Here is a 22,207-nt window from a genome sequence, read left to right on the forward strand (position 1 = left end):
AAACTACACTTTAGATATTTAAGCGACTTTTTCCTATGTGAATTGAGTGTGAGGTGTTTTATTATCACTTTTCACTATAATTTTCTCCTTCTGGATATCTCTTACATCACTGCTTCTTATGTACAAATTTCATGATGAACTTCTTTTTTGTCATTAAATATTCTACATCTTTCGATCATCCTAGGTCTGATTACAAAACAAAAATAACTATCGCAATATGCAATTGTGTGTAAAATATAATATCAAATTCATAATCCTCTTTCCCTTCAGTTATGTAACGAAACGATATAATTCCATAACTTTTTATATCTCTTGATTCTGTCTCTCTAAAGGATGACGAATTTCAACCACTGAACTATAAATTCTTTTTTCTTGATAAATTTCTTCTATTCATCACTTATGTAATTACCCTCATAATTGTATCGAATAAGCCCTTCTATTTCTTTCAACTTTCTTCTATACTGAGTTAGAGAAAAAGAAATTTGACAATAAACAGAGAAAACACTGTATTTTAAGATGGATAAATGTGCCTTTTATTACCATTGTTGATGGAAATATTTTTACAATTTAAATAACGAGTTAAAGTTTTTAACGCAGTGATTTGTTATTATAAGTAATTGTTTTTCATATTAATTAATAATTCTGAATAACGTAAAGTTTCTCAATGCCTTCTCATATTGAATCAATCAAGATTATCTTCTTGTACATCATAAGCGGGATTCGTATGCAAATAGAATAAAAGCTATTTAAGAAAAAACAAAAATGCTTCTTATGAACACCATAAATAATAGGAACTGCATAACATTGAAAGCTGGTAAATAGAACGATGGAGCCAGCTTATCTACCATACGGATAAGCATTATCATGGCATAAGATTAGAGTGTAGCAAATTTTATAAATGGAATTATCACGAAAAAGTGTCCTGTTAAAATTAGCCCTTCATATATCAATCTACTCTATAATGTAGCTCATATTTTTACGCTTAAATGTTTTATTTATCGTATTATTTTGTTCATTCAAAACTTCTTTTCAAGCCACACAATAATCCCTTTCTGAACAGCTCTTTGTTCATAGTATGCATACATGCACTTTTACTTCGAGAAACAAACTCAGAAAAGAGATGCAATACTTTAGCCCTAATTTCCTGTACAAAAACTGCTAAGGCTCCAGTAATACTTTACTGTTTTATCACGCGTACAGCTACATAAAAATCCAATGTTTATTTATATCTATCCCCTCATAAACAAGATACGCACTAAGAAATACAAGCTTTTGTTTTCCTTATTTTGATATTTTTGTAGCAATTTTCTCATCGTTTAGATCTCTTTAACGAGCAGTGTGTCATACTTTTTATCAGTTTCCAGTCTTATCTTTCAGATTTTAAATTTCCAATATATGATGAAATAAAGGAGTTCGGTGTGCAAAATTCTCGTTGGTTTCGCGTTTCAATACTCGCATCATGTATCTTAATAGCAACAGTCATTGTATTAGGTTCACCTCATTTGTTGCATGCACAAACATTTAATCAAAATTTAGGGCCCAGTGGTTTACCACTTCCGCGATTTGCTTCGATTAAACCCACCAGCGTTAATGTACGCGTCGGACCAGGAAGCAACTATTCTATCATTTTTACCTACAAAAAGAAGGGATTACCTATTGAAATCATTCAAGAATATGATCAATGGCGCAAAATTCGTGATGCCGAAGGCGATGAGGGATGGGTGTATCAATCACTTTTATCGGGAAAGCGAACTGCTATAACTATTCCATGGCAAAAAGATAAAACTAAAAGACTGATGCTACGAAAAAACCCCACCGACAACGCAGAACTTGTGGCAGAAGTAGAACCTAATGTCATTGGTAATATCCGCCAATGTGATGGACAATGGTGCGAACTAAATATTAATAATACGCGCGGATGGCTTCAACAACCACAGTTATGGGGAATCTATCCTGATGAAAAAGTAAAAGGCTGGTGAATACTCAAACTCAATAAGTTTAATTTTATTCCTTATTGAATATCCTCACTGCCTATCACAAGATCGATTTTTTGGTTTCAATCGCACGATTAAATCAACATGTGAAATTTCCATACCTTCTGGTGGCTTAGGCAAATTTCTAATAATGGGAGATTCTTCCAAATTGTAAGGAATATCAAGAATACGATTTTCACCTTCTATATAAAAATGGTAGTGATCAGAGGTATTGGTATCAAACCAAGTTTTTGAGCCTTCTACGGCAATAATCCGTAATAATCCCGCTTCCGTAAATTGATGAAGCGTATTATAAACCGTTGCTAAAGATACAGGTACACCTGCCCTCACCGCTTCCTCATAGAGCTCTTCAGCAGTAATATGACGATTTCCTTGAGAAAAAATCATATGTGCAAGTTCCAACCGCTGACGTGTTGGACGCAGACCATTTTGACGCAAACGTTTTTCTAACATAGAAATGGAATAATATTGCACCATTTTTCCACACTCTTTTGTGCACTGTTGCTCTTCATTCATATCTAAATTGTCTGCACTCACTGACATATTACAAACCCAAATACATTCCTGCTAAATAAGATCAAAATACAAAAAAATGGGAATAGTATGGTGTAATCTTGTATTCCATTTTTAAATAATTACCTATGTAGAATACATAAAAAAAGGCTTTTGTCATTAAAAATGATATAAAATCATTTCCCTCTCTTTAAAATTTGCTCTAAAAGTAGGTTGGGAAAAGCGCAGAAATTAAAGATATATGCAAATAAATGGAGTAACAATGGCTGAACAAAAGTCTCGCTACACATATGAAGAGCTTCTAAGCTGCGCTCGCGGCGAAATGTTTGGTAGAGGTAATGCGCAATTGCCAGCACCGCCAATGTTGATGATTCATCGAATCACTCAAATTAGTGAAACTGATGGTAAATACGATAAAGGAATGGTTCGCGCCGAATTTGACATTACACCAGACATGTGGTTCTTTAATTGTCACTTTATAGGCGATCCCGTCATGCCAGGATGTCTCGGACTGGATGGTATGTGGCAATTAACAGGTTTTTTTCTTGGTTGGCTAGGCGAACCAGGAAAAGGAAGAGCAATATCAACAGGTGAAGTAAAGTTATCAGGGATGGTAACTCCACAAACCAAAATTCTTGAATATGAAATAGATTTTAAGCGTATTCGACGTGGAAATTTAGTCTTAGGAATAGCTGATGGGTGGCTAAAAGCAGATGGAGAGACTATTTATAAGGCGAATGATTTACGCGTTGCTTTATTCAAAGAAGATTGAACGTTATTTCCGTCAGAAAGAACTTTTCACTATTCTGTATGGAACGAGGAGGTATGAATGCGTCGAGTTGTTGTAACCGGAATGGGAATTGTCTCCGCGATTGGAAATAACCCTAGAGATGTTTTAACCAGTTTACGTGAAGCAAAATCCGGAATTTCTTACGCACCTCAATATGCCGAATTAGGCTTTCGTAGCAGAGTTTATGGCAAACCCGATATTAATATAGAAGAACTCGTAGATCGACGTGCTCTACGTTTTCATGGGCGTGGAACAGCATGGAATCACATCGCCATGGATCAGGCGATTGCTGATGCGGGTCTAGAACCGCATGAAGTATCGAACGAACACACGGGTATTATTATGGGTTCTGGAGGTGCTTCAACACATTCAATCGTAGAAGCTGCTGACATTACACGCCAAAAAGGTCCAAAACGTGTTGGACCTTTTGTTGTCCCTAAAGCGATGAGTTCTACAGCATCTGCAACATTAGCAACTTTCTTTAAAATAAAGGGAATCAATTATTCAATCTCTTCAGCTTGTGCTACCTCCAATCATTGTATTGGTAATGCTTACGAAATGATTCAATATGGTAAACAAAAGCGCATCTTTGCCGGTGGCTGCGAAGATTTGGATTGGACACTATCTGTTTTATTCGATGCCATGGGCGCTATGTCCAGCAGATATAATGACATTCCTCACAAAGCTTCACGTGCTTATGATGTTAATCGTGATGGTTTTGTCATTGCTGGAGGGGCTGGCGTTTTAGTCCTTGAAGATTTAGAACTTGCTAAAGCACGTGGTGCAAAAATCTACGGAGAAATCGTTGGATACGGTGCGACATCCGATGGACATGATATGGTTGCCCCATCAGGAGAGGGAGCGGAGCGGTGCATGCGCATGGCTCTTGCAACAGTCAATAATAAAATTGATTATATCAATCCCCATGCGACAGCAACTCCTGTTGGTGATCCTCCTGAGATAGAAGCTATCCGTCGTGTCTTTGGAGCAGGTGATCAATGTCCCCCCATTTCTGCTACCAAGTCTCTAACAGGACATTCCTTGGGAGCAGCAGGTGTTCACGAAGCAATCTATACATTGTTAATGATGAATCATAATTTTATTTGTGAAAGTGCCCATATTGAAGAACTTGATCCAGCTTTTGCTGATATGCCAATCGTTCGTGAACGACGTGATCATCAACAACTGAATACCGTATTGTCGAATACTTTTGGCTTTGGCGGTACCAATGCAACGCTTGTTTTCCAACGTTATGTATAAACAAAAGCTCTTAGTAATTGAAAAAAGTACGGTCTTACGGAGAATAATATGAAAGGTTTGATGGAGGGCAAACGCGGCCTTATTATGGGAATTGCGAATGACCATTCAATTGCTTGGGGCATTGCCTGTCAGCTCGCACAAGCAGGAGCGGAATTAGCGTTGACTTATCAAGGAAATGCTTTTGGAAAACGTGTTCATCCCCTAGCAGATAAACTTGGGTGCAAATTAGTGCTAGAGTGTGACGTTGAAAAAAGTGAAAATATTGATTACGTCTTTGAGCAACTTGAAAAAGAATGGAAAACAATTGATTTTATTGTCCATGCCATTGGTTTTTCAGATAAAACTCAGCTAAAAGGACGTTACGTTGATGTTACAACACGTGAAAACTTTCAACGCACGATGGTTATTTCAGCTTATTCCTTTACTGAAATTGCCCAGCGCGCGGGTAAGCTTATGCCCAATGGAGGAACACTTTTAACTCTTACCTACGGTGCTTCACAGCAAGTTGTGCCTAATTATAACATCATGGGTGTTGCTAAAGCAGCTTTAGAAGCTATGGTACGTTATTTAGCAGCGGACTTTGGTCCTCAAAATATCCGTGTCAATGCGATTTCCGCTGGTCCTGTTAGAACTTTAGCAGGTAATGGTATTGCAGCTGCACGGGCAATATTTTCGCATCAACGTCGTAATGCCCCATTACGGCGTACCGTAAATATTCATGAAATTGGAAAATCTGCTCTTTATCTACTCTCTGACTTATCATCAGGTGTTACAGGTGAAATCCATTATGTTGATTCAGGCTATAACATCATGTCTATGCCAATACTTGAAGAACTGAAAAAAAGTGACGATTCCCAAGAAGAATAAAATTTATTTCATTGCACTAAAAAAGAAAATAAATCATGTCCATAGTGCTTTAATCGGGTATTGAGTACTTTCTCAGCTATATAATAGTGTATTGACTTATAATAATATGACGTAAGGCATATGTGCAAATGTTTGTAAGAATAAGTCAATACAAAACCAGATGTACGATGCCTTGTTTCGCAAAATATTTTATAAAAAGCCGGAGTATTTCTTCAATCCATGGTTGATAAAGTGTGTATTTTATGACGTTATTTACCTTACTAAAGCATACGCTTTTGTCGTTGCTTATAAATCAATATCCAGCCCTCATGCTACCGTAGTTTGAAACAGAGATTAGAGAATTATTAAAATCCTTAGTTTCAGCTTTTGTGTAGCAAATTGAAAAAAATATTCCTACCGTTTGATTTATTCTTGAAACGCAAATACAATCTAATTTAGGACGAATATGAAGGCGTAAAGAAATCAATCATTAATCTTACTATTATTCTTTAATGAGGCTTTACGATTTTAAAAGCATGTACATCAATGTTTTTTTAATAATGGAGGTTACGCTTTACCTCACACCTTTATTTTTCTTGTTCTTTAATGAAAGCATTTCTCTGATGTGTCAGGTAAAATAGAACACCCAAAAACACTATAGCTGTTTCTCCTTCATGCATTTTTTAAAGATATCTCTCAATGCACGCCATTCCATTTCACAATGGTACCTGTAGAACGTATAAAAAATCCCTGTGAAGTACATAAAATCCTTTTTTTACCACCATTTTAATGTTTATACAGATGACAAACCGACACCGTCATTTTACTTGTCATGTTCTAATATTGAAACAACCCTTGACACTTGAGATGATTCATTAGAAGTATCTTTAATAATTTTTATCCACATACTAACCCGCTTGTGACAAGCAAACACATATTTTTAATTAACTCAATACAAAAATAAAATGAATTATTTATATAAATCAATTTTTTATCTTTATAATCACATTATTTTTCAGTGTAAATGACAGCCACAAACAAGTACAATAACATTTTTTTCAATCTTAGACTTTCAAAGTTATAATTCCAAAAATCATTTCTTGCATATAAAAAACAGAATTGACATGTGAGAAAATAAAAGACTTAAATATTTCTACTGAACAGCTTCAAGTGCTTAGAGCTGTCTCAACATTGGGGGGTGTAATGATGCTCGGCTTCCTCCTTCATAAACGTAAAGATGGGGATGTGCACAATGGCTTTATCGTTACACTATTCACGGTTACCGTCGCGAAGTGGACTTGGAAGTTTTAAGAGAGGTCTCTTTAAAACAAGCGCGTGAATATACAACAGCTATCGTGTTTTTTTGGGCGTTCTATTTTACCTGACACATCAGAGAAATGCTTTCATTAAAAAATGAGAAAATAAAGGTGTGAGATAATCTCCATTATTTAAAAGATATTGCTTTAGATAGCGTAAAACTGAATTTAAAAATGATTGTAGAAATGGGAACTGGTTTTCATCTTTAAAATTTCATCTTCTTCCCAAAACAGATTGTCTTCTTGTTTTAAAGAATTACAAAAACAGAGATACATAATATCCCTGCCCCGATATTCTTAACTTATACGTTACATAAATAAGATGCTTCTACCTAATGAGTCTTGTATTATTCTGTTTGCAAACATCATTGTGAGATGAATTTAAGAGACAATAGAAATATCTTGTTCATTACATTACATAAACATGTGTAAGTGGAAACGATAATTTATCTTCAAAGAGATAGCTCTTAGATAAAAGCAAAAACTTTTATATTTCAGCCATGTTTCATAAAGAATCGAATGATATGAATCTATAATTTGCTGGAATATGACTACCTTATACAACCATCAATAAAATCTATTTTATATGTCTATCATAGCATGTTTCTATTTTTTACGATTTGAATTATTAAAAAACAGGATATCATTGTATTTCGTCCTTGAGGGCGCGGCTTAGTAATGTATTTGCCGCTTCAGTTATGTTTTTACCACAATAGAGAATTTGATAAATTTGTTCTACAATGGGCATTTCTACCCCAATACGCTGCGCCAACGTATGTACTTCCTTGGTATTTAAGTATCCTTCCACAACCTGACCAATTTGTTTTTCCGCTTCTTTTATATCTATTCCTTTACCAAGAAGTATTCCAAAACGACGATTACGTGACTGATTATCAGTACATGTCAAAACCAGATCACCTAAGCCTGTCATTCCCATAAATGTGGAAAGCTCAGCACCCATAGCCCCCCCTAAACGACTGATTTCAGCTAGTCCTCGTGTGATAAGAGCTATTCGTGCATTTGCCCCAAAACCTATGCCATCTGATATTCCTGCACCAATAGCAATAACATTTTTGACTGCTCCCCCTAATTGAACACCAATCATATCTGAACTTTTATAAACTCTAAAACTTTTGTCACAATAAAAAAGTTGCTGCAATTCTTTACCAAACTCAACATCAGAAGCTGCTATCGTCATTGCAGTAGGCCAACCAATAGCTAGTTCTTGAGCAAAAGTTGGTCCAGAAAAAACAGCTAAAGGAATTTTTTCACCTAAAATCTCACGAGCAACCTCTTGTAAAAAACGTCCAGTACCATGTTCTAAACCTTTTGTAGCCCAAATAACACGTGAATGCTGATCTAAATAAGGCTGAATATTACACAAAACTTGATGAAATACATGGCTTGGAACTGCGATTAATATATTGTGACTCGCCGTTATTGCAGTTTCAAGCGAAGCTTCAAGTAATAAATTGTCAGGAAATCGAATATCGGGTAAATATACTTGATTACAACGTTGTTCCTGTAATTCTTTGATATGTTGAGGACTATATCCCCAAAGTAAAACATTATGACCATTACGGGCAAGAGCTATCGCTAATGCAGTACCAAAAGAACCAGCACCAATAACTGTCATTGCAACGGTTTTCATTAAGTTTTCTGATTATTCTCTAAATTTTTGATTTCAATTGCATATTATTATTACAAATAACTTTAATGCTATCTTTAATATAAATTCTGTAAATCTAAAAACATTACTGCTTCGTGTTTTTTTATCTCACACAACATAAAAACTTGTTTCTCACATTCTCTTTCTTTGTAGTAAATTTTACAAACATCACTTTTTGTATATTCTACAAATAGCTATTTGTCTCAAAAATTAAAGCTTGACTAAATACCCCACGGACTTTCTCTTTTAAATTAAAAGTATATTCAAAATAATGATACTCATATCCACTGATATCTTGTATTTCTTCCCTTCTTTATATCCTACGAATTTCTTCTACGAGCTGATACATGCCGCATCAGCTCCATAGATATTTCTAACAACTACTCCACAGGAAACTGTGTATTTGGATCTTGATCCATGGGTATTTCTGAACCAGGCGCTTGATCTACAGGAGTTTGCGTACTTAGACCTTGCCCCATGGGTATTTCTGAACCAGGCGCTTGATCTACAGGAGTTTGTGTACTTAGACCTTGCCCCATGGGTATTTCTGAACCAGGCGCTTGATCTACAGGAGTTTGTGTACTTAGACCTTGCCCCATGGGTATTTCTGAACCAGGCGCTTGATCTACAGGAGTTTGCGTACTTAGACCCTGCCCCATGGGCATTTCTGAACCAGGTGCTTGATCTACAGGAGTTTGCGTACTTAGACCCTGCCCCATGGGCATTTCTGAACTAGGTGCTTGATCTACAGGAGTTTGTGTACTTAGATCCTGCCCCATGGGTATTTCTGAACCAGGTGCTTGATCTACAGGAGTTTGCGTACTTAGACCCTGCCCCATGGGCATTTCTGAACTAGGTGCTTGATCTACAGGTGTTTGCGTACTTAGATCCTGCCCAATGGGCATTTCTGAACCCTGTATCTTTTCTGGCTGTTTTCTTACGGATATATCTTTGTTTGATAACTGCTCAGACACTGAAGAATCATCTCTACTTGATATTTCCGGTTCAATAACACGTCCTGAACCACCCATCATATTATAATTTAAATGAGAAATAGCCCACCAAGTTCCCCCAATAATAACAAAAACGCAAATAGCAGCAAACCATAACGCGCTTAAATTCCACTTGGCGTCTGGACCAGAATTCAAGTGCAAAAAGAAAACAATTTGTACTATAATCTGAATAATCGCCATCCCAATAAGATACGCAACCTTTGTACTAACTGCCCAACTCTCCATCATTCCATACATCACAGGAACAAAAGAACCCAAAGTGAAAAATACAGCCAGAATAAAACCAACCAAATAGGAACCAGTACTGGGACCATGTGTTTCATTTTGCACGCTCATCACAACGCTCCTAATAGATAAACCATGGTGAAAACACCAATCCATACAATATCAAGTAAATGCCAAAAAATGGAAAGGCATGCTAAACGTGTTTTATTGTTCTGATCCAAACCATTACGACGAAGATGAAAAAACATCACAACCATCCAAAGAAGACCAACACTTACATGAAGTCCATGGGTGCCAACCAAAGCAAAAAATGCTGACCAATAAGCAGAGAGAATTTCCCGTCCAAAAAGCTGTAAACCTGTTGCAGGATCAATACCCGCATAAGCATTTGGATCGTAATAAAAAACCTCACTCAAAAGTTCATGAAATTCGTAAAGTTCCATACCAATGAAGCAACACCCCAATACAAAGGTAATAGCCATCCATAAACGCACACCACTGATGTTATTTTTATGTGCTTGTACCATTGCAAAGCCATAAGTGACGGATGAAAACAACAAGAAAGCAGTCTCAACCAAAACAAACTTTAAATCTATAAACTCATTACCCGCTTTACCACCGCCATAAGAAGCAGAAAATACAGCAAAACTTGAAAACAATGTCGAAAACAGGATTAAGTCTGAAAGAATATAGACCCAAAAACCAAACGTCATTACCGAGCTACTATCGTGGTGAAGTTCATCTATAGTACTCGCGTTATTCATTGTTACAGCACTCATACTGTCACTCCTTGTTCTTTAAGAACAGCCGTAAAGGCATCTTCAGTTTTTTGCACTTCTTCAGCTGGAATATAGTAACCATGATGATCACCTGTTAATGAATGACACACAAGCGTTGCAATAAAACCAACCAGTCCAACCGCAACAAGCCACCAAATATGCCAAACAAGTGCAAAACCAACAACTAATGAGAAGAATCCCGCAATAATTCCAGCAGATGTATTTGATGGCATATGAATTTTTGTAAATCCACTTGTCGGCCGTTGATAACCACTTTTCTTCATATTCCAATAAGCGTCATCAGACTGTATCTTTGGAAGGAGGGCAAAATTATAGGAAGGAGGCGGTGAAGAGGTAAACCATTCAAGTGTACGTGCATCACCCCAAGAATCATTTAATGTTACCGGTAAGTGACCTTTATGCTTAATACCGTACCAAATCGCCAAAACAACCTGTAACACAAAACAAAGAATACCAAGTAAGATAATACAAGCACCTAATGCAGCAATAATAAACATCGGCTGCCAACTAGGTTCCATGTAATGCTGAAGACGACGCGTCGCCCCCATTAAACCAAGCGCATAAACGGGGAAAAAGGCAAGGTAAAAACCAATAAACCAACACCAAAAAGATGCAATACCTAGTATGCGATTTGGTTTATAACCAAAAACTTTTGGAAACCAAAATGCAATCCCCGCTAAGTACGCAAAAACTACACCTCCAATAATTGTATGATGGAAATGTGCTATCAAAAAGAGCGAATTATGAAACTGCCAATCAGCAGGAACAATAGATAATAAAACACCGGTTAATCCACCGCCAACAAATGTAAAGATCATGCCCATGCACCAAAGCATTGGAGGCTCAAAGCGAATTCGACCTTTATACATCGTAAGCAGCCAATTAAAGACTTTTACACCTGTTGGAACTGCGATGATCATTGTCGCAATACCAAAGAAAGTATTTACAGCTTCACCGCCACCCATTGTGAAAAAATGATGTCCCCAAACAAGAAGCGAAAGAATCAAAATAACCAACATGGCCCATACCATCGAAGTATAACCAAAGAGGCGCTTTGAAGAAAAAGTTGACACAACCTCAGAAACAATTCCAAAAGCAGGAACAACCAAAACATAAACCTCAGGATGACCAAAAACCCAAACATAGTTAATCCATACCATCGGATTTCCGCCACCAACATTAGAAAAGAAATTCATGCCCAAATAACGATCGCATGCCAAGAGTGCAAATGCTACAGCCAAGACAGGGTAAATAACTAAAATAAGAACATTGCTGACAAAAGCACTCCAACAGAAAATAGGCATTCTCATCATTGTCATTCCAGGAGCACGCATTTTAATCATCGTTGCAATAAAATTTACTGATCCCATTGTTGTTGCAATACCAGAAAGCTGAAGTGACCATAAATAATAATCTACCCCTGTATCTGGACTCGTTTGCAATTCTGTAAAAGGTGGGTACATCAGCCAACCACCACGACCAAAATTACCAACACCTAGGGATATGTTAATTAATATTGCCCCCGCAGCCGTAATCCAAAAACCTAGATTATTTGCAAAGGGAAAAGCAACATCACGCGCACCAATTTGAAGCGGTATAAGATAATTAAAAAGACCAAATAAAATAGGCGTGGCCATGAAAAAAATCATGATCGTACCATGCGCCGAAAAAATTTGATCAAAATGCTCAGGGGGCAAATAACCCGCTGTTTCACTCCCAAGAGCTAAAGCTTGATGCGTTCGCATCATAAGTGCGTCCGCAAAACCGCGAACAAGCATAATAATTCCAAGAACGATGTACATAATACCTATGCGTTTATGGTCAACCGTTGTAATCCAATTTCGCCATAGAATCCCCCACCACCCAAGTGCTGTTAAAGCAATAACAGCAATTAAACCAACCAAAACAATCGCAATACATGTATACAAAACGATCGGTTCATGTGCAAGCGCATGAAAAGCACCTGCCGTAGGATCTGTAAGTCTTCCAAACATTTCTCAACCCATTTCAAATGAAATTCAAGTTTAAAAGAAACCTTTGTTAAAAGGGCTCTTTACTTTATTGACTCTGTTAAATAACATCAGGATCAAATACTGAACATAGTGCACCCCACAGCGTCTGAGCAGCAGCACGTTTCATTAAATCTTCATTACATACCGTCTTTTCATCGACACATCGATTAACAACACGATAGTAAAGCCGCTTCTCAACAGGTGCAAAATAACGAACTTCAGCATCTTTTTCCTTCGCAGCAATATCACCCATACGAGGCGCAATAGAAAGTTGACGATAAGATGCACGATCAAGTACTCGACCATTAGCCCGAGCTTTTACAATCCAATCCTCAAAATCCTGCAAAGACACAGAATGCCACTTAAACCGCATACTCGAAAAACCATCACCACTGTAATTTGCTGAGGCTCCTTTGAATACTCCTTGCTCTTCAGCGACCAAATGCAACTTAGCATTCATCTGCGGCATAGCGTAAAGAACTGTACCCAATTTGGGAACCCAAAAAGCATTGACAGAATTCTCTGACGTTAATTGCAATAAAACTTGACGTCCTTCAGGCGCATAAATCTCATTAATCGATGCAACACCATATTCAGGATAAATAAAAAGCCATTTCCAATCAAGAGCAACAGCATCAATCTGTAATGGCTTTCCTTCACCCACAACTTCCACTGGAAGAGGATTTGTAGGTTCAAGCTTATAGGTATAATAAGCTGTTAATGAACCTAAAACCATTACAATTACAACTGGAATACCCCACATCAATGCTTCAATTTTATTTGAATGCGCCCAATCAGGAGAATAGTCCGCTTTCATATTCGATGCACGATATTTTATAGCTAAAAATACCACACTCACCATAACTGGGATGACAATACAAAGCATCACCACCACACAAACAACGATCAAAATGAGCTGTTGACGTGCAACATAACCTGATGGCTGTATAACATCAATTTTACAACCAGACAAAAGCAGTGCTCCCCCTAAAATCACAAGCATTTCTAATTGTCTAACAAAGCTTTTCACCTTTATTTACCCCCGTCATACGCACTAAAAATTGTCATAAATATATACCTCACATTGTACAGATTTGAAAATAATTATCAAGAGAATTCAATGCCTATATTACTCTTATTAAACGCCTACTCTTTATCTATCACAATTTAATTGTTTTGCTTAATTGTTTTGCAATATACTCAAGTGCAAACCAATATCCATCACCTCCACACCCAGTTATGACAGCGTCTACACCTGCAGATGTATAAGAATGGTGACGAAAAGCTTCACGCTGATAAATATGAGATAAATGAACTTCTACTTTCGGCCCTGAAAACATTTTTAGGGCATCAAGAAGTGCAACAGATGTATGACTGTAAGCCGCTGGATTAATGATCAATCCAGAACTTGCCTCTATTGCTTCTTGTATCCATGCTACTAATTGCCCTTCACAGTTACTTTGATAAAAGTTTATTATAATATCATTTTTTTTTGCCCATTCTCTGCATCTTTTTTCAATATCTTCTAGAGTTTCAGTTCCATAAATTTCTGGCTCACGTTGACCTAGAAAATTTAAATTAGGACCATTTAAAATTGTTATTATCTCTGACATAGCAAGCCTTTTCTTTCAGACCTATCACTTATTAAAAAAATATTTAGCATGTTTTTATGGCAATAAAGCTCCATCCTTAATCTCAAAGAATTCTGCGCGTCCTTTTAAGTCATCGAATAAAAGACGATCTGTTCCTGTCATAAATGTTTGTACAGCTAAATCATCAAGAATATCAAATAGAGCAGCACGTCGATGCGAATCAAGATGAGCAGCCATTTCATCAAGAAGAAGAATGGGAGATCTTTCCGATATCATACCTGTTAGACGTGCATGACACAAAACTAAACCTGTCAGCAGCGCTTTTTGTTCACCTGTTGAACAAGATGTTGCTGCTCTATTTTTATCAGCATAAAAAACCTGCAAATCTGCACGATGTGGTCCTTCTAACGTCCGACCAGCAGCACGATCCATTGCGCGATTATGCCGTAATCGATCACAAAATTGTTCTTCAACTTCAGTTGCTGATATTTCACTAAGAGCTGTTTCCAAAAAACCATCAATTTGCAAAAAAGCTCGTGGAAAAGGTATCTGTGATGGCATTTGCGTAAACATGTCATTTAAAAGACGAATAACATCAACACGCGCCGCAGAAATAGCTGTCGCCAGTTCTGCCATCTGCTTTTCTAAAGCATCAAACCAAGCACAATCTTCATTTCCATCTAAAAACAAACGATTACGTGCGCGCATAGCTCTATCATAATCGGCTATGCGGCGCCTATGCAAGGGATCAATCGCCAAAACCATACGATCCAAAAAACTACGGCGCTCAAGTGAAGGACCTGTAAAAAGACCATCCATAGACGGTGTTAGGACACTAATATGACAATAATCTGTTAGGCAATCACTCGACTCATTCACACCATTAATATGGACCTTTCGACTGTTATCGCTAACCTCGAAAGCTGTACCAATCTTTACTTCACCATAAAGAGCGCATTCAAGACGCGCAAATACAACAAATCCTCCACCACCATCTACAAAGCTAACGTCAGAATAAACAGCGCGCCGCAAACCACGGCCAGGAGAAAGAAAAGATAATGCCTCTAAAAGATTCGTCTTACCAGCACCATTATGGCCAGTAAAAACCACATGCTGACCAGAAAAATGAATATTGAAAAAAGAATAATTGCGATAACGTAAAAGCTTCAGCTGCCTCACTGCCACTTTGTGCACATGACTGGCCATACATTGCAAAACAACCGCCCCTAAACGCGAATAGGCATCAGTACATAGAGCACATCCACATCATCATTATCACGAATCAGAGCGGGTGCTCCAGCCTCAGCCAACATAAAAACCATCTCATCGCTTGAAAGCTGCCCAGCAATATCCAAAAGATAACGTGAATTAAACCCTATCTCAAGCGGTTCAGATGCATAAGTTACTGATAATTGATCTTCTGCACTGCCCGAATCTGGGCTATTAACAACAAGCCTTAACTGTCCATGCTCAATCGTTAATTTAACTGCACGCCCCCGATCACTTGAAATCGTTGAAACACGATCAACGGCAGAAGAAAAGTCCTGCCTATTAACAATTAATTCTTTATCATTTCCAAGAGGGATAACACGTTGATAATCTGGAAATGTTCCATCAATTAATTTTGATGTAAAAATCACAGAGCCTATAGAAAAACGAATTTTTGTCTCTGAAAGCTCTATACACACATCACTATCATTTTCTTCTGAAAGAAGTTTTTGCAATTCTCCTACAGCTTTACGGGGAACAATAACACCAGGCATTCCCTCAACTCCCGAAGGAGCTTCCATCTCAACTTGTGCCAAACGATGACCATCAGTTGCAACCAAACGCAATTTCAAAACATCATCATTAATAATATGGAAATAAATACCATTAAGATAATAACGGGTTTCTTCAGTAGAAATAGCAAATTGTGTACAATCAAGTAAATGTTTTAAGCCTGATGCCGATAAAGAAAAACGATAACCAAACTGCCCAGGAAGCGACTCTGGAAAGTCTGACTTCGGAAGACATTGAAGCTGAAAATGTGCACAACCCGAAACCACGGACATTGTACCTGCTTGATTCTCATCGACGGATAATACAACTTCATTGCTATCAGGAAGTTTTCGAATGATATCATAAAGCAAATGTGCTGGAACAGTTGTTGCTCCAGCTTGTTTAACATTAACTGCAAAAGATTCCATAACCTCTAAATCAAGGTCTGTTGCTTTTAACTGTACACGGCCATTTTCTGCATCAATCAACACATTCGATAAAATAGGAACAGTATTACGGCGCTCTACCACACGGTGAACCCGACCAAGAGACTTGAGAAATTGACTGCGATCAACTGTAATACGCATAAAAGCCCCGTATGATTTACTAAAAACTATAAGAATTCTTTAGACTTAAAGAATAGACCCTCTTTAAGAATCGCCTGCTAGAGTTTATTAAACCTCTCTTAAAATGGCAAGTCACTCCTGCATAAGAAAAAATAAATCTTTTCATTCAATTCTTTAAAGTCTCTCCAAGGAAAGAAACGATAAACACTATACAGCCTGTTCTCCAATCAACCGCTTAAGCAATTCAAGTTCCTTAGCCAAGGTCTGATCACCACAAACCAAATCTTCAATTTTACGCACAGCGTGTAAAACTGTTGTATGATCACGCCCACCAAAACGGCGCCCAATTTCTGGCAACGAGCGAGGAGTCAATACTTTTGCTAAATACATTGCAACTTGCCGTGGCTTCACAACCGTACGTGTTCGACGATTAGATAACAAGTCCTGTTTAGAAACATTATAATGGCGTGCTACCGTACGCTGAATTTCTTCAATCCGAATACGCTTAGGTTCACCAGGACGTGTCAAGTGACCTAATAACTCATCAATCCGCTCTAAAGATAAATCAGACTCAAAAGATTGACGAAACAAGAGCTGATTAAATGCACCTTCAATATCACGCCCCGACCCTAAAACCGTTTTCGCAATATATTCCAAGATATCATCAGAAATTGATACCATGCCATCATCTTGTTGTGCCACCTTCAACCGCTGGCGCAACATTTGCAAACGCATTTCATAATCTGGTGCTTCAATTTCAAGGGCCACCCCTCCCTGAAGACGAGAGCGAACGCGAAGATCAAGCGATTCTAATTCTGCTGGTGGACGATCTGCAGCGACAACAACCTGTTTTGCACTATCAAGCAACATATTAAGCAAATGGCAAAACTCGTGTTGTATCGACTTACCCTGTAAAAACTGCATATCATCAATAATTAAAAGGTCGATATCACGAAGCTGTTCTTTAAAAGAAAGAGCATCATTATCACGAATAGCTGTTGCAAAACGCCACATAAAATATTCAGCAGTTAAATAAATAACGCGCGCAGACGTTAAACGCTTCAATGCAGAAGCAGCAATCGCTTGAAGCAAATGTGTTTTTCCTAAGCCAACAGATGCGTGAATAAAAAGAGGATTAAAACGTAAAGCACTTTTATGCCCCTCCGCAATAGAACGCGCAGCGGCTAAAGCAACACGATTAGAAGCCCCCTCAACAAAACTTTCAAAAGTATAACGAGAATCAAGTGGAGATCCAAAAACTCCCGTTTGAGAACTCTTAACTGAATGCTCTGCGCAACTTTCAACAAAAGATGAAGTCGCCTGCTCCTCTAGTACAACAGAAGGAACACTTCTTTTACAAACGACATCTCTTGAAACGCGTTCCATACCACGAACAATAACTTCAACACGAAGAATTGCTGAATTCTCTTGTTTCCATAAATGAGTCAAAAGAGAACCATAGTGATTATTAATCCATGAACGTAAAAAAGCAGTAGGAACAGAAAGCTTTACAAGAGTATGACTATATTCAGCAAGCTTCACGCGCCCAAACCAACTGGTATAAGCCTCAACACCAACCTGTACCTTTAATTGCGCCATAACACGTATAAAAGCCGCTGCACTTTCCTCCTCTGAAACAATAGAATGCCCTATAGGAGCACTTCTACAAACATTCTCATCACTCTCCGTCATCCTATTCTTTATTATGTTCTCTGCCGACAGGATATTTACCGAAACCCTTTTAAAGGAACTAGCTTTAGAGTTCAATTTATCCACCATCTTCCATCCTGATAAAAATAAAATTTTGTCCTGCCAAACAGCTAAAATAAATCTAGCGAAGGCAAAACGCCCTACCCCAAATAAGATTACTCACCCTCCCCTAGGATAGCCTCATCACAACCCCACTAACAAAGATGACCAATAAGATTTACTTGCACTCATGATATGACCCACCCTTCTAAAATGGTAAACATATCCATTAAGAAAACTAGAAAACCGTCAGAAAACCTCTCCAACACAAAAGTTTAGAAAAGCCTAAATCAAAACATCTTGTATTCAACAAAGTACAGAATAATACGCTGATGTGACCCCTTCATGCTTTTTAGTCTTCATAAGAACCATACAAAACAGCAGAGGTAAAATGCAAGAGGTCAAAATAAAATCAAAAAACCCAAAAAAAATGCTTATATTAATGAGGACTGAAAAAAATATTGATTCAATTCATTTTTTTTCTCTAAATTTACCAATAATTAAAGAATCTCTTCAGATTTAAAAAAAAAAATAAAATGCTTGACAAAAAAGACTCTGTAAAAATCCACAAAGCTTGTGGATAACCATACCCCCCTCTATAAACTTTCTCTCCTTTTTCAAGTGGAGAATCATTATCGATTCTTATTTCAATAGAAACTTTTTGAAATAATAAACAAAAAGCCAGCATCCTCATGGATACTGGCTTTTTTCTCAATTAAAGGAGAAAAAGTTTAAACGCTGAGAGCCTTCAACCGTTTAGCTAAACGCGATACTTTCCTCGCAGCAGCATTTTTATGAAAAACCCCTTTAGAAACTGCACGCATAATTTCAGGCTCAAAATTCTTAAATGCAATCTCCGCAGATGCCTTATCGCCACCCGCCAAAGCATCATCAAACTTACGTATAAAAGTACGAACGCGTGAACGGCGGGCCTTATTAACCTGTGTGCGCGCCGCAACCTTGCGCACCGCTTTTCGAGCAGAAGGTGTATTCGCCATAAATATAATCTCTCTTTCAACACCTTGGTAAAATGAGTCTCAATAACAACTCTACCAATATAAATAAATCCAACCCAAGCAAAACTATAAAGCTGCCTATAACTCGTGTGGTTTATAACGCAATCCCAAAGCTAACGTCAATTAGATTTTCAAAGATAGTCATAAAAAAACGAAGCCAAACTCTTTGATCCGCAACTTTATAGCCTAATAATAGATATTCCTTAACAAACAAAAGAATTTAAACGGCTAACTTACGCAAGACATATTGCAAAATTCCACCATGATGCAAATAATCTAGCTCATCTTCAGTATCAACACGGCATAATAATGAAACGGTTTTTACCGTACCATCAGAAAAAGTAATTTTCGCTACAGTCTTTTGACGAGGTTTCAAGTTATGAATCCCTTCAATTGTCACCTTTTCATCTCCCTTTAAGCCTAAAGATTTCCAACTTAGCCCCTCCTCAAAGACAAAAGGGACAATGCCCATACCAACAAGATTAGAACGATGTATCCTTTCAAAAGATTGCACAATCACCGCTTTGACACCAAGAAGATTGGTCCCCTTGGCAGCCCAATCGCGTGATGATCCATTACCATATTCAACACCTGCAAAAACAACGAGCGGAATACCTTCTTGTTTATACGCCATTGCTGCATCGTAAATGGTTTGTTCTACCGCTGACGGATAATGAACCGTATAACCTCCTTCTCGACCATTTTCCCCTAACATAAAATTACGAATGCGAATATTGGCAAAGGTCCCACGCACCATAACTTCATGATTCCCACGACGCGTTCCATACTGGTTAAAATCAGCTACTTTAACACCATGATCCATTAAATATTTTCCGGCAGGAGAAGCTGCTTTAATAGAACCAGCAGGAGAAATATGATCCGTCGTGATTTTATCACCAAATAAACCTAAAATCCGTGCATCTCTAATATCTGGTAAGATATCAGGTGTTTTCTGCATATCATCGAAATAAGGTGGATTGCGTACATAGGTGGATCGCTCATCCCAAGAATAGGTAGAACCCGTAGGAATCTGAACTTTTTGCCAATTTTCATCTCCCTTAAAAACATCTGCATACTTTTCGGCAAAAACCTTACGCGTGACATTTTTTTCGATAAACTCCTGTATTTCTTGAGAAGTTGGCCAAATATCTCTCAAATAAATGGGTTGGCCATTTGAATCTTCACCAAGAGGCTCCTTGGTTAAATCCTTACACACCGTCCCGATGAGCGCATGTGCAACAACTAACGGTGGTGAAGCTAAATAATTCGCTTGCACATCAGGGGAAACACGCCCTTCAAAATTACGATTTCCTGAAAGAACCGCAGATGCAATTATACCATTGTCATTAATCGTTTTGGAAATAGCTGGATGCAAAGGACCAGAATTCCCAATACATGTTGTGCACCCAAATCCTACTAAGTTAAATCCCAGTGCATCTAAATCTTTTTGCAGACCCGAATTTTGAAGGTAAGCTTCAACGACTTGTGAACCAGGTGCAAGAGAAGTTTTTACCCATGGTTTACTCTTGAGCCCCTTTGCCACAGCATTTCGTGCCAAAAGACCCGCTGCAATAAGAACACTTGGATTCGATGTATTCGTACACGACGTAATCGCAGCGATCACCACATCACCGTGACCAAGCGTATATTCTTCACCCTCGACCTGATAACGCTTATCTTGTCCAGAAGTCTTCTTATAGTCTTCGACCAATGCCTTCTCAAAACCCTGCCCAACGTTTTCCAATGCAATACGTCCTTCAGGACGTTTAGGACCAGCCATAGAAGAGACAACAGTTCCCATATCTAATTCAATTGTATCACTAAAAATGGGATGAGCTACCATTTCATCATGCCACATCCCTTGTGCTTTGGTGTAAGCCTCCACTAAGGCAATCCGATTTTCATCACGCCCTGTCATATTGAGATAACGCACTGTCTCCTTATCAATTGGGAAAAAACCACACGTTGCTCCATATTCAGGTGCCATATTTCCAATCGTTGCCCGATCAGCAAGTGTCATATGCTCCAAACCAGGACCAAAAAACTCAACAAATTTACCGACAACACCCTTCCGACGTAGCATTTGAGTCACCGTCAATACGAGATCGGTGGCTGTTACACCTTCCTTAAGTTTACCTGTTAGACGAAAACCAATCACTTCAGGTAACAACATAGAAACAGGTTGGCCTAACATTGCTGCTTCTGCTTCAATACCACCAACACCCCAACCTAAAACCCCTAAACCATTTACCATAGTCGTATGCGAATCAGTTCCCACACAGGTGTCAGGATAAATCGTCTCACACCCCTCTTCATTCTTCATCCATACACATTGTGCTAAATATTCTAGGTTAACCTGATGACAAATCCCTGTTCCTGGAGGAACAACACGAAAATTTTGAAAGGCTTGCTGCCCCCATTTAAGGAAACGATAGCGTTCACCATTGCGTTCATATTCATGCTCGACGTTTTCCTTAAAAGCCATGGAAGTGCCAAAAGCATCAACAATAACTGAGTGATCAATGATGAGATCAACGGGAATGAGAGGATTGATTTTTTCAGCGCTACCACCAAGTTTAACCATAGCATCACGCATTGCAGAAAGATCAACAACTGCTGGAACACCTGTAAAATCCTGCATAAGAACACGCGCAGGACGGTAAGCAATTTCTGCCCCGGCACTCCCTTTGTCGTTTAACCACTTAGCAACATTGAGGATATCCTCTTTTTTAACTGTGCGACCATCTTCAAATCGCAATAAATTTTCGAGAATAACTTTCATCGAAAACGGTAAACGAGAAACACCTTCAAGTCCGTTCTTCTCCGCTTCGATCAAACTATAATAAATATATTCTTTGCCACCAACATTTAATACTCTGCGACAATTAAAGCTATCAATTTGAGTCATGACTGTCCACCCTCAATACTATAACCACCCAATTTCCAGGAATGAACAACACAAACTACGAGTCAAGGTCGCAGCTTGAGCGCAGACGCAATTACCTCCGCTATCCATTTCCCCTCCACCCTCTCATAGGCAAATGCGGAAATCAGCGCCAGAAACCATTTTACACCAGATATTGAT

At 38.2% G+C, this 22,207-nt stretch carries 16 protein-coding genes; 4 read left to right on the plus strand and 12 right to left on the minus strand.

Features of this window, described 5'->3' with window-relative positions; genetic code table 11:
- Positions 1–1,418 precede the first annotated feature (1,418 nt).
- Positions 1,419–1,979, plus strand: coding sequence for an SH3 domain-containing protein (locus tag ACFIK3_RS00130; RefSeq protein WP_026500127.1), 561 nt, complete (start codon positions 1,419–1,421; stop codon positions 1,977–1,979).
- A gap of 45 nt (positions 1,980–2,024) precedes the next feature.
- Here ACFIK3_RS00130 and irrA read toward each other — a convergent pair whose 3' ends face one another.
- Complete coding sequence (gene irrA, locus ACFIK3_RS00135; protein WP_273790284.1) at positions 2,025–2,537, minus strand: iron response transcriptional regulator IrrA; 513 nt, start codon at positions 2,535–2,537, stop codon at positions 2,025–2,027.
- 232 nt (positions 2,538–2,769) lie between these two features.
- Here irrA and fabA point away from each other — a divergent pair, with 232 nt between their 5' ends.
- The 3 genes from fabA to fabI are packed head-to-tail and all read left to right on the plus strand — an operon-like array spanning position 2,770 to position 5,424.
- Complete coding sequence (gene fabA, locus ACFIK3_RS00140) at positions 2,770–3,279, plus strand: 3-hydroxyacyl-[acyl-carrier-protein] dehydratase FabA (RefSeq protein WP_273722474.1); 510 nt, start codon at positions 2,770–2,772, stop codon at positions 3,277–3,279.
- Between the two features lie 57 nt (positions 3,280–3,336).
- The gene (gene fabB / locus ACFIK3_RS00145) at positions 3,337–4,557 is read left to right on the plus strand and encodes a beta-ketoacyl-ACP synthase I (protein ID WP_375630494.1); all 1,221 of its coding nucleotides are present in this window, start codon (positions 3,337–3,339) and stop codon (positions 4,555–4,557) included.
- 48 nt (positions 4,558–4,605) lie between these two features.
- Positions 4,606–5,424: an enoyl-ACP reductase FabI gene (fabI, locus tag ACFIK3_RS00150; RefSeq protein WP_273790282.1), complete on the plus strand. Its 819-nt coding sequence runs from the start codon at positions 4,606–4,608 to the stop codon at positions 5,422–5,424.
- A 1,938-nt stretch (positions 5,425–7,362) separates the two neighbouring features.
- Here fabI and gpsA read toward each other — a convergent pair.
- The 11 genes from gpsA to acnA all read right to left on the minus strand — a co-directional run bounded on the left by gpsA (position 7,363) and on the right by acnA (position 22,030).
- Positions 7,363–8,370, minus strand: a complete 1,008-nt coding sequence (gene gpsA, locus ACFIK3_RS00155) for an NAD(P)H-dependent glycerol-3-phosphate dehydrogenase (RefSeq protein ID WP_375630496.1) — start codon at positions 8,368–8,370, stop codon at positions 7,363–7,365.
- Between the two features lie 398 nt (positions 8,371–8,768).
- Positions 8,769–9,737 carry a cytochrome o ubiquinol oxidase subunit IV gene (cyoD, locus tag ACFIK3_RS00160; RefSeq protein ID WP_375676057.1) on the minus strand — a complete coding sequence of 323 codons (969 nt, stop codon included), beginning with the start codon at positions 9,735–9,737 and terminating at the stop codon, positions 8,769–8,771.
- The gene (locus ACFIK3_RS00165; RefSeq protein ID WP_375654271.1) at positions 9,737–10,405 is read right to left on the minus strand and encodes a cytochrome (ubi)quinol oxidase subunit III; all 669 of its coding nucleotides are present in this window, start codon (positions 10,403–10,405) and stop codon (positions 9,737–9,739) included. The genes cyoD and ACFIK3_RS00165 overlap by 1 nt, the downstream gene beginning before the upstream one ends.
- Complete coding sequence (gene cyoB / locus ACFIK3_RS00170) at positions 10,402–12,420, minus strand: cytochrome o ubiquinol oxidase subunit I (protein WP_273790278.1); 2,019 nt, start codon at positions 12,418–12,420, stop codon at positions 10,402–10,404. The genes ACFIK3_RS00165 and cyoB overlap by 4 nt, the downstream gene beginning before the upstream one ends.
- Positions 12,421–12,496: 76 nt before the next feature.
- Positions 12,497–13,468 (minus strand): ubiquinol oxidase subunit II, encoded by a 972-nt coding sequence (cyoA, locus tag ACFIK3_RS00175; RefSeq protein ID WP_273790277.1) that lies wholly within the window; start codon positions 13,466–13,468, stop codon positions 12,497–12,499.
- Between the two features lie 130 nt (positions 13,469–13,598).
- Positions 13,599–14,051: a type II 3-dehydroquinate dehydratase gene (gene aroQ / locus ACFIK3_RS00180; RefSeq protein WP_375630506.1), complete on the minus strand. Its 453-nt coding sequence runs from the start codon at positions 14,049–14,051 to the stop codon at positions 13,599–13,601.
- A 54-nt stretch (positions 14,052–14,105) separates the two neighbouring features.
- Positions 14,106–15,236, minus strand: coding sequence for a DNA replication/repair protein RecF (gene recF, locus ACFIK3_RS00185; protein ID WP_273790275.1), 1,131 nt, complete (start codon positions 15,234–15,236; stop codon positions 14,106–14,108).
- 20 nt (positions 15,237–15,256) lie between these two features.
- Positions 15,257–16,378 (minus strand): DNA polymerase III subunit beta, encoded by a 1,122-nt coding sequence (gene dnaN / locus ACFIK3_RS00190; protein ID WP_273790274.1) that lies wholly within the window; start codon positions 16,376–16,378, stop codon positions 15,257–15,259.
- 186 nt (positions 16,379–16,564) lie between these two features.
- A complete protein-coding gene (gene dnaA / locus ACFIK3_RS00195) occupies positions 16,565–18,136 on the minus strand; it encodes a chromosomal replication initiator protein DnaA (RefSeq protein ID WP_273790273.1) in 1,572 nt (523 codons plus the stop codon).
- A gap of 701 nt (positions 18,137–18,837) precedes the next feature.
- Entirely contained in the window at positions 18,838–19,104 is a 267-nt protein-coding gene (gene rpsT / locus ACFIK3_RS00200) for a 30S ribosomal protein S20 (RefSeq protein ID WP_273790272.1), read from the minus strand.
- A 238-nt stretch (positions 19,105–19,342) separates the two neighbouring features.
- Complete coding sequence (gene acnA / locus ACFIK3_RS00205) at positions 19,343–22,030, minus strand: aconitate hydratase AcnA (RefSeq protein ID WP_375676061.1); 2,688 nt, start codon at positions 22,028–22,030, stop codon at positions 19,343–19,345.
- Between the last annotated feature and the right edge of the window lie 177 nt (positions 22,031–22,207).

Origin of the sequence: Bartonella sp. CB10SXKL (assembly GCF_042195515.1) — a bacterium.
Lineage (GTDB): Bacteria > Pseudomonadota > Alphaproteobacteria > Rhizobiales > Rhizobiaceae > Bartonella.